This window comes from Deltaproteobacteria bacterium GWC2_55_46, from assembly GCA_001595385.3.
Lineage (GTDB): Bacteria > Desulfobacterota > GWC2-55-46 > GWC2-55-46 > GWC2-55-46 > UBA5799.
In genome coordinates this window covers 1,757,026-1,771,013 of the sequence record LVEI03000001.1, presented here as the reverse complement: position 1 = coordinate 1,771,013, position 13,988 = coordinate 1,757,026, and the positions used below count along the sequence as shown (strand labels likewise).

Below are 13,988 nucleotides of genomic sequence, written 5' to 3'. Positions count from 1 at the left end.
ATAAGGCTGCCTTTATGGTAAACGGGAAGGGGATTGCTTGTCAAGGGCTTTGAAACCGAAAAGCCTTGCAAAACACGGGCTTTTGGAAGGAATGGGGAAAACCCCAGGGCGGTCAGAGTATTTCGTACCTTTCCTGGTGAAACCTGTCCACAGGCTTGACGATCACCTTCTTGCCGGATTTCTTCTCGACCTCCTGCATAGGGCCGGGGTCTTCCTTAAGCCGCTCGGCCACGGAGGGGCTTACGTACAGCGTCGCCTTCTTCTTTCTCATGGGGAGCTCTCTCGTGAGCTCCCTGTAGATATCCATTATAATGGTGTCCTTCGCCTTCACCTGCGCGTTACCGTCGCAGTAAGGACATGGCTCGCAGAGCGACTGCGACAAGCTCTCCCTCGTCCTCTTCCTCGTCATCTCCACGATGCCGAGCTCGGATATCTTGAGTATATTGGTACGCGCCTTGTCGGCCTTGAGCGCCTCCTTGAGCGCGTTATAGACCTTCTCCCTGTCGGCGGCCCTTGCCATGTCGATGAAGTCTATCACTATGATGCCCCCGATGTTGCGGAGCCGGAGCTGGTAGACTACCTCTTTTACCGCCTCGAGGTTGGTCTTGACAATGGTATCCTCAGAGCTCTTTTTTCCAACGTACTTGCCCGTGTTCACGTCTATCGCTGTAAGGGCCTCCATCTGGTCGATGACGATGTGGCCGCCGGAGCGGAGCCAGACGCGCCGCTCAAGGGCGTCTGTAAGCTCTATCTCGATGCCGTGGGCGTCGAAGATATCCTCCTTGCCTTCATAGAGCTCGAGCCTTCCGGCAAGGTGAGGCATAAAGTCCTCGACGAACTTCCTCGCGCGCTCATATTCCTCTTTTGAGTCTATTATGAGCTTGTCAATATCCTTCGAGAAAAGGTCCCTTATTATCCTGAGCGTGATGTCGAGCTCCGACCAGACCAGCCCGGGCGTCCTGACCTGGTCTTTCGTCTTTAATATGGAGTTCCAGAGCTTTATGAGGAACTCCATATCGGCCTGGATGTCCTCTTTGGGCATGCCGTCGCACACGGTCCTGATGATGAACCCGTAGCCGGGAGGACGCACTGACGAGACTATCTCACGGAGCCTTCTCCTCTCCTTCTCGCTCGATATCCTCCGGGAGATGGCGATCTTATCGTAGGTGGGCATGAATACCAGGTAGCGGCCCGGCAAGGAGATGTAGGAGGTTACCCTCGCGCCCTTGGTGCCAATCGGCTCCTTGGCAGCCTGGACCATCATCTCCTGCCCCTCTTTTATAAGGTCCTGTATCCTTACGTCCGCGTGCTTCTGGTGCTCTTCATCCTCCTCCTCGAACTCGTCGGGAGGCTCTTTTATATCGGAGACGTGCAGGAACGATGTCCTCTGTATGCCGACCTCCACGAAGGCGGACTGCATGCCAGGGAGCACCCTTACGATCCTGCCCTTGTAGATATTGCCGGTGATGCCCCTGTCCTTGGCCCGCTCGACGTAGAACTCCACGAGCCGGCCCTGCTCGATAAGGGCCACCCTCTTCTCAAACGGGTTTGAGTTGATGAGTATCTCTGTCCTGTTACTGTTCTTCATAGTGAGGTTGGGCGCGTCCCCCTAAAGGTAGCTAATGGACCGCCCTGATTTTAAGGATGGGGATTAAGGAAGCGGATTCCCTCGGTAGGGAAAGGAGACAGGCCAGGACGTCGTGAGGCCGGACTGATGCGCCGTCGCCCTTTTTAAGGGCGAGCCTCAATGTCAAATCGCTATTCAGGGAAAGCCCTGCCAGAAGCGGTTTGATGTCGATCTCTCTGGTCCTGCCCTCCTTCTCGATAGTCACGGGAATGGAGTCCCTGCTTAAAAAATCCCTTAATAACCCATCAATTCTTTCAAAATCTATATGCAAGCCCTGTGGGCTGTCATTTAAAGCAGCAACATACTCTGTCATAATAGCAGAGGGCAGAGCAACTTTCAAGGGTAAGTGATAAGCCTCAAGAAAATGTAACCCCCGGGGCATCTCGCTATTGAGCCTCTTGAGCACCTCTTCCGGAGCTACACTCCCGGCAAGCTCGATGTCGAGGTACTCCTCAAGGGATTCGATGCCGACCGGCAGTGGCGGGCCGAACGACAACTTTGGCATCGGGTGAAAGCCCTGCGAGTACCTAAGTGGCAACCCGGCCCTTCTTACGGCCCTTACAACCGCGGACATAAGCTCCAGGTGGCCCAGGAACCTCGCGTCCCCGGTCTTGGAGAACTTAAGCCTTACCCTGAAAGAGACGTCATCGCCCGCCCGGCCATGGACATCGCTAAATGAAGGGGCTTCATCTGCGGGCCTCGGTTTTATGCTCTTCCAGTCGCAGAGGCCGCATTGCGAGCACCTGTCCACCTTGCAGTCCGGCGTTTCGGCAAGGGCGAGGGCGCTATCAAGCTCCTTCCTGAAAAAATGCTTTTTAACGCCCGGGCTCAGGTGGTCCCACGGGAATACCTCGTCAAAAGGCCTGCGTCTTTCCGTATAGAACGACGGGTCTATGCAGGAGGCGCGGAAGGCCTCCTGCCATTTGGCGAAGTCGAACATCTCGCTCCAGCCGTCGAACCTGCACCCGTTCCTGTAGGCATTGAGCAAGACCTTTGAAAGCCTGCGGTCGCCACGCGAGAAAACGCCTTCGACGATGCTCATGTCGGCGCCGTGCCATTTGAAGCCGAGCTTTAGCCTGGAAAGCTCTTTACGCAGTAGCGCCTGTTTCCGAAGCCCCTCGCCCATCGTTATCTGAGGCTCCCACTGAAATGGCGTAAAAGGCTTTGGTATGAACGAAGAGGCGCTAACGTTTATCTCAGGCCATCTGCCGGAGGCGCCCTTGCCTATATTCTTAACGCACTCGGCGAGGCGGACTATGGCAAGGATGTCCTCATCTTCTTCCGTCGGAAGGCCTATCATGAAGTAGAGCTTCATTGACTTCCAGCCGAGGGTGAATATGTCCCTGGCCGCCGCGTGGAGGTCCTCTTCCTTTATGCCCTTGTTTATGAGCTTACGGAGGCGTTCGCTCCCGGCCTCTGGCGCGAGCGTAAAGCCCGTCTTCCTGACCTTCCTTATTTCCCCGGCGACCTTCGCGCTCAAGGTCCCTACCCTCAAGGAGGGGAGCGATACCGCTATCTTCTCATCCGAGAACCTCTTCATGAGCCCGGCAAGGAGGTCCTCTATGAAAGTATAGTCGCCGGTGCTCAAAGACAATAGCGAGACCTCGTCATAGCCCGTGTTCTTGAGGCTCTCGTCTATTATCCTTTTAACCGCCTCAGGCGCCCTCTCTCTTACCGGCCTGTAGATCATCCCGGCCTGGCAGAACCTGCACCCCCTGGTGCAGCCGCGCGATATCTCGACACTTACCCTGTCGTGTACCGTCTCCAGGAAAGGGACGACCGGCCTTGTCGGCAAAGGGAGCGAGTTGATGTCCGGGACCGTCCTTTTTACGACCTTCTCATAGCCTTCGAGGATGGGAACGGCCCTTTTGACGGTATTATCATCATTATATTCGATATCGAAAAAAGAGGGGACATAGACGCCGGGTATGCGGGCGAGCCTTTTGAGTATCTCTACCCTGCCCTCGCCCTTCTCCATACCTTCAGCGACCGCGTCGGCTATCTCAAGGATAGCCTCCTCGCCGTCGCCCAGGAGAAGAGCGTCAAAGAACTCCGCCACAGGCTCGGGGTTGAAGGCAACTGGGCCGCCGCCGATGACAAAGGTGGCGCCATCGACCCTGTCCCTGGAAAAAAACGGTATGCCGCCAAGGTCGAGCATATTGAGGATATTGGTGTAGGATAGCTCATACTGGAGGGATATCCCGAGTATGTCGAGGCCGTTTAACGGTATGCCGGACTCGAGGGTAGTAAGCCTCAAGCCCCGCTTCCTCAAAAGCCCTTCCATGTCGGTCCACGGGGCGAATACCCTTTCGCAGGCGATATCCTCCCGGGCGTTCAATATCTGATAGAGTATCTGGATGCCGAGATGGCTCATGCCTATCTCATAGGCGTCCGGGAAGCCCATGCCAAAGGTAAGCCTCACCTTTGAGAGGTCTTTCTTGACCGAGTTGACCTCTCCGCCTGTATAGCGCGAAGGCTTCCTTACGAGGGGAAGGAGTTTTTTTATGTCCGTTGTCATACGTCGACAATTATCCTCAAATTTATTTTCCCCCTTTTCTAAAGGGGGATGAATGGGGATTATAAAAAACTGTTAAATAATCTCCCCATACCCCTCTTTAAAAAAGAGGGGTTCCTGGTGGCTCTAATACATCGTAAGCTGAAAAAATCTTTTTAAAACAACCCCTCTCCCACATGGAACGGGCGGGCGGAGACCTTCAGCAGACCCCGCACCTTGAGCACCTGCCAACGTCGCAAGGCGGGGTTGTTTTTCCCCCCAGACCCCTCTGATATTCCTTCCAGAAATAATCTTTTTTCACACCGTGGTCTATTATGTCCCAGGGCAGTATATCATCCTTATCCCTCGCCGAGTGGACCGATTCCGCGATGAACGCCTCTTTTCCCTTCATCGCCTTCCTCCAGCCGGAGTCCGCCGCCGCCAGGATGATCTCGCCTGCGCGCCTGTCCGCCCTCGAAAGATAGGCCTGCAAAAAGGCCTCCCTCGCGGACATCTCACGTACCATGATCCCGGCCTTGCCGAGGCTCTTCTTTATTATCCCGAGCCTTCTTTCTATGACGTCAATACTCTCGAAGCCGTGCCACTGGAAAGGGGTGCAGGGCTTGGGGATGAACGGGTTTACGCTCAAGTTGACCTCGCCGCCCTTTAACGCCTTCCGTATCTCTATCGAGAGGTCGACGATGCCCTGGACGTCCTCGTCGGTCTCTCCGGGCAGGCCCACAAGGAAGTAGAGCCTTACCCTCCTGATGCCTGCGTCGGCGATGAGCCGGACAGACTCCATTATCTCTTCCCCGGTTATCCCCTTGTTGATGATATCGCGCATGCGCTCTGTGCCCGCCTCAGGGGCGAGAGTCATGGTCCTGTAACCGGCATCTTTAAGAAGGGCAAGGAACTCGGAGTCGAGCTCGTCGAGGCGTAGCGAAGACAGCGTCAAGGTCGCGTTCCTGCCGATGCCGCGCCTCAATACCTCTTTTATCTCCGGGTACTCTGATACAGCGGTGCCAACAAGACCTACCTTGCCTGAGCTTTCCAGCCCCTTGCTGACCGATTCGAGCACCGCTGCGGCATCCCTCATCCTGGGCGGGAGATAGAGGAAGCCGGCGGCGCAGAACCTGCACCCCTTGCCGCAGCCCCTTTCCACCTCAACGCAATAGGTCTCCCTGAACTCGGTCTGAGGGGTATATACAAAGCTCTGGGGTACCGGAGCCTTGCTGAGATCCCCCGTCTTCGCGGACTTTACGGAGGCCTTTGCGCCCTTTGCGGCCACGACCTCTTTAATCCTTATGCCTTCGTAGACGACATTATAAAACGAAGGCACATAGACCCAGTCGAGAGAGTCGAGCCTTGAAAGGGTATCTTTCTTTTCACCTCCGCCAGAGCGGCTCTCTTTCAACAGCTCGACCACAGGCTCAAAGGCCCCTTCCGCCTCTCCGATGAAGAAGAAGTCCAGAAAATCGGCGATGGGTTCCGGGTTCAAAGATACAGCTACGCCGCCCGCCGCGACAATGGGCCAGGAGCTGCGCGGAGCGGACCGGGGCTCGATGCCAGCAAGCGCCAGTATCTTCAGTATATTGACGTAATCCTCTTCGAATGGGGCAGAGAAGGCAACGAGGTCGAAATCCTTAAGAGGCGTCTGGGACTCGTAAGAGAAAAGAGGCGTACAGGTCCTCGCGTGCTCCTGGAGCAGATCCTTTTCGGGGAGAAAGGCCCGTTCGCAGACGCATCCTTCGATAGCGTTAATGAGCATGTAAACCGACTGGAAGCCCAGGTTTGCCATGCCGACGGAATAGGTGTTCGGATAGACAAGGCAGACCTTAAGCCTTCCCCCGTGCTCCTTGTAGACGGTCCCGCTCTCCATAGAGAGCCTCTCCCTTATCTTCTTTTTAAGACCCCAGGATATAAAGAACCTCCGGAAAAAAATAATTATGGCCAACGGCCATTGAAAAATTATCCCATAGAATAAACGGGTTTACAAGGCGGGAGGGGTCGTCCGGGCAGCAAAAATACGAAAGCCCCCGGGCGGCATGGTCTTAAGAAAAAAACACCCGCCCAAAGGGCTTAAACCCTTTTCAAAACGACTTTAAGAAAACCAGCCCAAGCCGGCCCGGATGGCAGGCCCGGCTTTACGGCAACAACAGATCAAAGACCTCAGTCGGCCTGCTTACGGAGGAAGGTCGGCGTATCATAGAGGTCCTCGTCGTCGACGTTGAAGCCGCCGAGCTTTCCGAGCCTTCTTATCTCGTTGCTCTTAAGCTCTCCGCCCCTGTCCATGCCGCGACGGAGCACGGTCGGGACATCGAGGTTCTCCTCGATGATCATAGCCGGGGCGATGATCTCTTTCTGGGACTTTTCCTTGCCGAAGCCCGTAGCGATGACGGTGACCCTCACCTCTTCGCCCATCGACTCGTCTATGACCGCGCCGAAGATGATATTGGCGTCCTCGTGGGCCTCCTCGTGTATGAGGCTTGAGGCCTCGTCCACGTCATGGATGGTCATGTCGGAGGAGCCGGTGATGTTGATGAGTATGCCTTTGGCTCCGCTTATTGATATGTCCTCGAGGAGCGGCGAGGAGATGGCCTTGCGGGCGGCCTCAGCTGCCCTGTTCTCGCCCCTGGCGGTGCCGCTGCCCATAAGGGCCTGGCCCATCTCGGACATGATGGTGCGGACGTCGGCGAAGTCCACGTTCACGAGCCCGGGGATGGTGATGACGTCGGAGATGCCCTTTACGGCCTGCATGAGCACTTCGTCGGCCCTCATGAAGGCCTCCTTAAGGGAGGTGTTCTTGCTTGAAATGGACAGGAGCCTCTGGTTGGGGATGGTGATGACGGTATCGACGACCTCGCGGAGCCTCTTGAGCCCATCTTCGGCCTGCTTCATCTTCTTCTGGCCTTCGAAGGCGAATGGCTTCGTCACGACAGCTACCACGAGAGCTCCGGCTGCCCTGGCGGCCTCGGCCACTACCGGGCCCGCGCCTGTCCCGGTGCCGCCGCCCATTCCGGCGGTCACGAAGACCATGTCCGCGCCGCGAATGGCCTCGGTGAGCTGCTCCTTGCTCTCAAGGGCCGCGTTCCTGCCGACCTCCGGGTTCGCCCCGGCGCCGAGCCCTTTGGTGAGTCCGGCCCCGAGCTGTACCCTTATGCCTGCAAGGGACTTCTCGAGCGCCTGGCTGTCGGTGTTGGCGGCCATGAACTCTATCCCGTCAAGGCCGCTTTCTATCATGGTATTTACAGCGTTTCCGCCGCAGCCCCCGATACCTATGACCTTGAGCCTCGCACCGCTGTTGAAGTTCTCGTCCATCTCAATCACCATCGTCCACCTCCTTGGTAATAGCCGCCGCCGAGTTTTGTCGAATTTAAAATTTCGCCTTACGCTTTAGCTGTTCGCTTATAAACTTTCTATTCAGCCTGTCAGAAGAACTCTTTCATCCAGCCCTTCATCCTGGAAGTAAGCTTGTTGAAAAGGGTGCTGTCGTTACCCCTCTGGAACTTGGTGCCGTCGAGGTTCTTCCCTCCGTAAAGGACGAGCCCTACGCCGGTTGAATACATCGGGCTCTTGACTACATCGACGAGGCCGGTTATGCCTATCGGGAGCCCCCTCCTCACCGGGAGGTTGAAGACCTGCTCGGCAAGCTCGGTTATGCCTTCCATCGCCGCGGTGCCGCCGGTAAGGACTATTCCAGAGGAGACCAGGTTCTCGTAGCCGGACTTCATGATCTCGCGCTTGACGAGCTGGAATATCTCCTCTATCCTCGGTTCGATTATCTCGCAGAGCATGTAGCGGGAGACCGTCTTGGAGGTGTTCCCCCCGACGCTTTGGACCTCCATGCAGTCGTCCCTTGAGACCATCGCCGTCATAGCGCACCCGTTCTCGCGCTTTAGCTTCTCAGCCTCGCTCGCGGTGGTGCGAAGTCCGACGGAAATGTCCCCTGTGACCTGGTTCCCGCCTAAAGAAATTACCGTAGTATACTTTATTGTGCCTCCGTGGTAAAGGGCAATATCAGTGGTTCCGCCGCCTATATCGACCAGCACGACGCCTATTTCCTTCTCATCGGGATTCAGGACCGCTTCGCTCGATGCTATCTGCTGGAGCGCGATATCCGCGACGTCCAGGCCCGCCTTGTTCGCGCACTTCACTATGTTCTGCGCGGAGGTCACAGCGGCTGTCACGATATGTACCTTCACCTCGAGCCTTATGCCTATCATGCCCATGGGCTCCTGAATGCCCTCCTGGTCGTCGACGATGTACTCCTGAGGTATTACGTGTATGACCTCCCTGTCTGGCGGGATGACGACGGCCTGGGCCGCCTCGATTACCCTGTCTATGTCGGCCTGGTTTATCTCCCTGTTCTTTATCGCGATGACGCCGTGGCTGTTGAAGGCCCGTATATGGCTGCCGGCGATGCCGCAGTAGACCCTGTTGATCTCGCAGCCCGCCATGAGCTCGGCCTCTTCGACGGCCTTTCTTATGGAATCCACCGTGCTCTCGATGTTCACGACCACGCCTTTTCGGAGGCCCCTGGAAGAGTGGGTGCCTATGCCGATTATCTCTACCCCGTCCCTGGTCTTCTCGCCGACTATGGCGCAGATCTTGGTCGTGCCTATGTCGAGCCCGACTATGATGTTATCCCTTTTAGCCATTCGCATCACCGCCTTTTTTTACTACGTCTGTAGAAAACCTTACTATGACCTCGCGATGGTCATTGAGGTCGAAAGCCTCTATGCCGCGCAGTATCCCGTCCCTTGTCGCGAGTATCTTCTCGAAGGAGGCGAGCTTGTCCTCGAACCCGTCGAGCCCAACGTCCAGCCTCACTCCCTCTTCGAGGGTGAAGACAGAGAGCCCGTGGTCAGCGTCCACGCTTATCTCCGATACCTTCGTTATGTTGAACCCGTTCCTCTTCGTCAACACGGATATCAGCTCAAGGAGCCTTCCCTCCAGCCGGCTGCCCCTGTTCCCAAGGTCCCTGGGGCTCAGACCCGTCACCACAGGCAGGTCGAGGGAGTCCTCCTCAGCCGAGTACCTTTTAAATATGACCCCGCGGGCATCCATCAGGTAGAGCGTTTCAAGCTTCACGAGCACAGAGGGCTGCCGCTCCTTTACGATAATCTCAACGGTATCGGGCAGGTGCCTGTCGACCTCGACCGACTCTATCCACGGGTTTGACTTCAGCCTGGCGGCGACGGCATCGTTCGAGATGGCCAGTATGTTCTGCCCCTCCCTGATGCCGGAGAGCTCGACCACGTCTTCCCTGGCTACCCTTTCAACGCCTGAAACACCGATGCTCGCTATCTCAAGGTACGGCGATGTCGTTATCTGGCCGTACGCCCACCAGCCCCCGATGGCAAGGAGCGGCAATGGCAGCGCGAACGCGAGGAGCTTTGCCGTTGAGCCCAAGAACCTCGAGGCCCGGCGCCTGAAGGGCTCCCTGTGCCTCCTGTTTGCCTTTTTGGGTTTTATCGTCCTTTTCATCATGTCAGAACTTATTAAGCCCCGCGCCCTTGAGCATCTCCTCTACAAGCGCCGGGTAATCCATGCCGGCTGCCGCAGCCGCCCGGGGGAAGAGACTCAAATTAGTCATGCCCGGGATGGTATTGACCTCGAGCACGTAGGGGGTCTCCTTTTTATCGAGCATCACGTCGACCCTCGCAGCGCCGCTGCACCCGAGGGCGTTGTAGGCGGCAAGGGCCTCCTTTGCAACCCTGTTATCGACAGATTTTTTAAGGGGCGCGGGGACGACAAAGTCGGTTGCGCCCTTCGTGTACTTGGCCGTGTAATCGTAAAAGCCCTTCTTGGGCCTTATCTCTATAGTCGGCAGGGCCCTGCCGTCGAGTATGGATACCGTAAGCTCCCTGCCCTCTATGAACTTCTCGATGAGCACTCCGCCGCCGAATCTCATCGCGCCCTCGACCGCCCGTTTTATCCCGGAGCTCTTTTTAACTATGCTCACGCCTATTGCCGAGCCCTGGGATGCGGGCTTTACGACGAGCGGCGGCTTGATCGTCATCCCCTTTTTCTCACCATATGCGCACGACGGCGGGGTGGAGACACCGTGGCACAGCATCACCTTCTTGGCTGTCGCCTTGTCCATCGCCATGGCCGATGCCTTGACGCCTGAGCCCGTGTAGGGTATGCCCATGACCTCAAGGAGGCCCTGCACGCAGCCGTCCTCGCCGTACCTGCCGTGGAGCGCGAGGAAGGCCACCTCTACTCTTTTCTTCCTCAATGCCGTTGCAAGGTCCCTGCCGGCGTCTATCGCGACGGCCTTATAGCCCTTTACCCGGAGAGACGCGAGTATCGCCATGCCGGTCTTGAGAGATATCTCCCTTTCCTCGGAGAGGCCGCCCATCAGCACGCCTATCCTTTTCTTCCTTAAAGCAGCTTTCGTCAATATCCTAATCCTCTCCTATCACCTTTATCTCAGGCTCAAGGACTATGCCCTTGAGGCTATAGATCCTGTCCCTTATGAGGGCCATGAGGGCGAGCACGTCCTTTGCCTTCGCCCCGCCCGTGTTCACTATGTAGTTGGCATGCGTCTCCGAGACCTGGGCCCCGCCCGAGCGCTCGCCCTTGAGCCCTGCCTCGTCTATGAGCCTTCCCGCCACCTTGCCTTCGGGGTTCTTGAATATGGAGCCCGCGTTCGGGAACGGGATGGCGCTCGTCGCCTTTCTTTTTTCCCTGAACTCCCTCATGCGTTCCTTTATATCCTCGGCGTCCTTTTCGCTAAAGCGCATGTGCGCCCTGGTGACGATCGCGCCTTTCGGAAGCTCCGCCCTCCTGTACGAGAAGTTGAGCTCGCTCTTGGGTATGAAGCCCTTGTGCCCCTTGCGCCCTATTATCTCGACCCCTTCGACGATATCCTTCATTTCTCCGCCGTAGGCGCCGGCATTCATTATGACCGCGCCGCCCACGGTCCCCGGTATGCTCACAGCGAACTCAAGGCCCGAAAGCCCCCTGTCCCTCGACTGGTTTACAAGCTCTATAAGCTTAACGCCTGCGCCCACCGTGGCCTTGCCGCCCTCAAGCCAGCTGATATCTTTAAAGCCCTCGCAGATATTGACGACGATGCCCCTTACGCCCCCGTCCCTCACAAGGAGGTTCGTCCCCGCGCCAAGCACGTGAAAGGGGAAGCCCTTCGACTCCGCGAAGGCGATCAGGTCCTTAAGGTCGCCCTCGTCCTTGGGGAAGGCCATTACGTCAGCCGGGCCGCCGATCCTGAAGGATGTGTGCTCGCTCATTGGCACGTTAAAGAGCACCTTGCCCTTGAAGCGCTGTATGAAAAATAGCGAATACTGCATCGAAGCCTTCTCTTCTCCCTTGCGCATGCCCATTATCACTTAAGTGTTTAAGCCCCTGCCCTGCTCTTCAAGGATTCCACGAACATGACCCCGGCCTTCCAGACGTCCCCGGCGCCGAGCGTTATCACGATGTCGCCAGGCTGGACGATGCTCTCGAGATAAGACGGGATCTTGCTCGTCTCAGGCACATAGGCGACGTCCTTGTGCCCGTACCCCTTGATGCCCTTGTAGAGCGCCTCGCCGGAGGCCCCCTCGATCTTTTCCTCGCCGGCGGCGTAGACTTCAGTCAGTATGAGCTTGTCGGCGTCGTTGAAGGCGGAGAGGAACTCGTTGAAGAGGTCCTTCGTCCTCGAGTACCTGTGCGGCTGGAAGACCGCTACGATCCTGTTCGGCCAGCCCTTCCTGGCCGCCCTCAATACCGCCTTTATCTCCTCCGGGTGGTGGCCGTAGTCGTCGACGACCGTAATACCGCCGGCCTCTCCCCTCACATGGAAGCGGCGCTCTACCCCGGTGAAGCCTTCGAGCCCCGCCTTTATCCTGTCGAAAGGTATCTCAAGCTCCCTGCCTACGGTTATGGCGGCAAGCGAGTTGTAGACGTTGTGCTCTCCGGGGAGGTTAAGCGTCACGGAGCCCAGGCACCTGTTCTCATGCCAGACCTCGAATGAGGTCTTCATGCCGTCGTGCGTTATCTTCCTTGCGTGGAAGTCGGCCTGGGCGGTGAAGCCGTATGAGCTGAACCTCCTCGTTATCTTCGGTATGAGCCCCTGTATGACAGGGTGGTCGAGGCATATGACGGCGCAGCCGTAGAACGGGACCTTGTTCATAAAATCAAGGAACGCGCCCTTTACCTCTTCCATGTCGCTGTAATGGTCCATGTGCTCCCGGTCTATGTTCGTCACGACGGCTATCGTTGGGGAGAGCTTCAGGAAACTGCCGTCGCTTTCGTCGGCCTCTGCCACGAGGAAGTCCCCGCCCCCGAGCTTCGCGTTCGCGCCAAGGCTGTTGAGCTTGCCTCCGGTCACGATGGTCGGGTCCATGTTCGCCGCGGCGAGTATCATCGACACCATCGACGTCGTCGTGGTCTTGCCGTGCGTCCCGGCGATGGCGATCCCGTACTTCATCCTCATAAGCTCGGCGAGCATCTCGGCCCTCGGTATGATGGGTATCTGGCGCGAGGTCGCCTCTTTTATCTCAGGGTTCTCCTTCTTGACCGCCGACGAGTAGACGACGCAGTCCGCGCCGATGACGTTCTCCTCCCTGTGGCCCGTGAATATCGTGACCCCCAGGCCGCGGAGCCTCTTCGTTGTCTCGCCGTCCGCGAGGTCAGAGCCGGTCACCTTGTACCCCATGTTGACGAGGACCTCGGCTATGCCGTTCATGCCGCTGCCGCCCACGCCGACGAAATGTATCTTCTTTATCCTGCCTCTGTACACTCGATCACCTCTTATGTAGGGTCCCGGAGAAGTTCTCAGCTATCTCCTGGGCCGCTCTCGGCCTGCCCATGGCCTTGGATTTATCCCGCATGAGCCTCAAGGCCTGCCTGTTCTCGTAAAGTCTCCTTACGGACTCGGCCAGGGCCGCCCCCGTAAGCTTGTCCTGCTTTATCATCACCGCGGCGCCTGCCTTCTCAAGGCACCTGGCGTTGACGGTCTGATGGTCGTCCGAGGCGAACGGGTACGGTATCAGTATGGCCGGCAGTCCCGCCGCGGTTATCTCGGCAAGGGATGTTGCCCCCGCCCTGCATACGACAAGGTCGGCAGAGCTGTACGCAGCGCCCATGTCCTCTATGAACTTGAAGACCTCGACCTTAAGGTTCTTCCTCCTGTATGCCGCGCAGACCATCTCGTACCCTTCGCTGCCGGTCTGGTGCATCACCCTCAGGCCGCTCCATATCTCGGTCAGAAACTCTATGGCGTCCAGGAAGGCGGCGTTTATGGCGGTTGCGCCCTGGCTTCCGCCGAAGACCAGGATGGTGAACTTCTCAGCCACCCTCCCGTCCTCGATCTTCCTTATGATCTCCCTTCTGACCGGGTTGCCGCTCAGTATCGTCCGCCCGCCGGGGAAGAACCGCCTGGATTCCTCAAAGGAGATATAGACCCTGTCCACGAACCTGCCGAGGAGCCTGTTGGTAAGCCCAGGCAGGGCGTTCTGCTCCAATATCGCGGTCTTGATCCCCAAGAGCCTCGCGGCGGTGACTACCGGGGCTGAAGAGTAGCTGCCGCTTCCGATGACCCCGTCGGGACGCATTGACCTCAAGTATTGAAGGGCCTCAATCGTCGACTTTACGGCCTTTGCGATGGCCCTTATCCTTTCAAGGCCGCGCCTTCTTTTTATGCCCTCTACGTTGAAGACCCTGATCGGATACCCGTACTTCGGGACCACCTTCTCCTCAAGGCCGCCCTTGCCGCCCACGAAGGCGACTTCAACACCGGGGTCTTTACGCCTGAACTCCTCGGCGAGGGCGATAGCCGGGAACAGATGCCCTCCCGTACCCCCTCCGGCAAATACAAGCTTAAGTTTTTTTTCCGCGTCTCCCACAGCCCGCCATTACTGT

At 57.4% G+C, this 13,988-nt stretch carries 10 protein-coding genes; all 10 read right to left on the bottom strand.

All coding sequences use genetic code 11. From position 1 onward, the window contains the following. Positions 1 to 112: 112 nt before the first annotated feature. The gene (locus A2V21_308295; protein ID OIJ74257.1) at positions 113 to 1,588 is read right to left on the bottom strand and encodes a ribonuclease G; all 1,476 of its coding nucleotides are present in this window, start codon (positions 1,586 to 1,588) and stop codon (positions 113 to 115) included. A gap of 31 nt (positions 1,589 to 1,619) precedes the next feature. Then, positions 1,620 to 4,145: a hypothetical protein gene (locus A2V21_308290; GenBank protein OIJ74256.1), complete on the bottom strand. Its 2,526-nt coding sequence runs from the start codon at positions 4,143 to 4,145 to the stop codon at positions 1,620 to 1,622. Positions 4,146 to 4,341: 196 nt separating this feature from the next. Continuing rightward, positions 4,342 to 6,042 carry a hypothetical protein gene (locus tag A2V21_308285; GenBank protein OIJ75118.1) on the bottom strand — a complete coding sequence of 567 codons (1,701 nt, stop codon included), beginning with the start codon at positions 6,040 to 6,042 and terminating at the stop codon, positions 4,342 to 4,344. Between the two features lie 248 nt (positions 6,043 to 6,290). Further along, positions 6,291 to 7,448 carry a cell division protein FtsZ gene (locus A2V21_308280; protein ID OIJ75117.1) on the bottom strand — a complete coding sequence of 386 codons (1,158 nt, stop codon included), beginning with the start codon at positions 7,446 to 7,448 and terminating at the stop codon, positions 6,291 to 6,293. Between the two features lie 101 nt (positions 7,449 to 7,549). After that, positions 7,550 to 8,785 carry a cell division protein FtsA gene (locus tag A2V21_308275; GenBank protein OIJ74255.1) on the bottom strand — a complete coding sequence of 412 codons (1,236 nt, stop codon included), beginning with the start codon at positions 8,783 to 8,785 and terminating at the stop codon, positions 7,550 to 7,552. Further along, entirely contained in the window at positions 8,772 to 9,611 is an 840-nt protein-coding gene (locus A2V21_308270; GenBank protein OIJ74254.1) for a hypothetical protein, read from the bottom strand. The genes A2V21_308275 and A2V21_308270 overlap by 14 nt, the downstream gene beginning before the upstream one ends. 1 nt (position 9,612) lies before the next feature. Continuing rightward, positions 9,613 to 10,527 (bottom strand): hypothetical protein, encoded by a 915-nt coding sequence (locus tag A2V21_308265; GenBank protein ID OIJ74253.1) that lies wholly within the window; start codon positions 10,525 to 10,527, stop codon positions 9,613 to 9,615. A 4-nt stretch (positions 10,528 to 10,531) separates the two neighbouring features. Then, positions 10,532 to 11,434: a UDP-N-acetylenolpyruvoylglucosamine reductase gene (locus A2V21_308260; GenBank protein ID OIJ75116.1), complete on the bottom strand. Its 903-nt coding sequence runs from the start codon at positions 11,432 to 11,434 to the stop codon at positions 10,532 to 10,534. Between the two features lie 47 nt (positions 11,435 to 11,481). Beyond that, on the bottom strand, positions 11,482 to 12,813 hold the full coding sequence (locus A2V21_308255; protein OIJ75115.1) for a UDP-N-acetylmuramate--L-alanine ligase: 1,332 nt from the start codon (positions 12,811 to 12,813) through the stop codon (positions 11,482 to 11,484). Positions 12,814 to 12,871: 58 nt separating this feature from the next. Next, on the bottom strand, positions 12,872 to 13,972 hold the full coding sequence (locus A2V21_308250; protein OIJ74252.1) for an undecaprenyldiphospho-muramoylpentapeptide beta-N-acetylglucosaminyltransferase: 1,101 nt from the start codon (positions 13,970 to 13,972) through the stop codon (positions 12,872 to 12,874). Positions 13,973 to 13,988: the final 16 nt, after the last annotated feature.

What these genes read in the sequence shown, in the direction of transcription:
- A2V21_308260 (OIJ75116.1), bottom strand. Translation starts at nt 11,434, where the DNA reads ATGCAGTATTCGCTATTTTTCATACAGCGCTTCAAGGGCAAGGTGCTC.
- A2V21_308270 (OIJ74254.1), bottom strand. Translation starts at nt 9,611, where the DNA reads ATGATGAAAAGGACGATAAAACCCAAAAAGGCAAACAGGAGGCACAGG.
- A2V21_308290 (OIJ74256.1), bottom strand. Translation starts at nt 4,145, where the DNA reads ATGACAACGGACATAAAAAAACTCCTTCCCCTCGTAAGGAAGCCTTCG.
- A2V21_308295 (OIJ74257.1), bottom strand. Translation starts at nt 1,588, where the DNA reads ATGAAGAACAGTAACAGGACAGAGATACTCATCAACTCAAACCCGTTT.
- A2V21_308255 (OIJ75115.1), bottom strand. Translation starts at nt 12,813, where the DNA reads ATGAACGGCATAGCCGAGGTCCTCGTCAACATGGGGTACAAGGTGACC.
- A2V21_308275 (OIJ74255.1), bottom strand. Translation starts at nt 8,785, where the DNA reads ATGCGAATGGCTAAAAGGGATAACATCATAGTCGGGCTCGACATAGGC.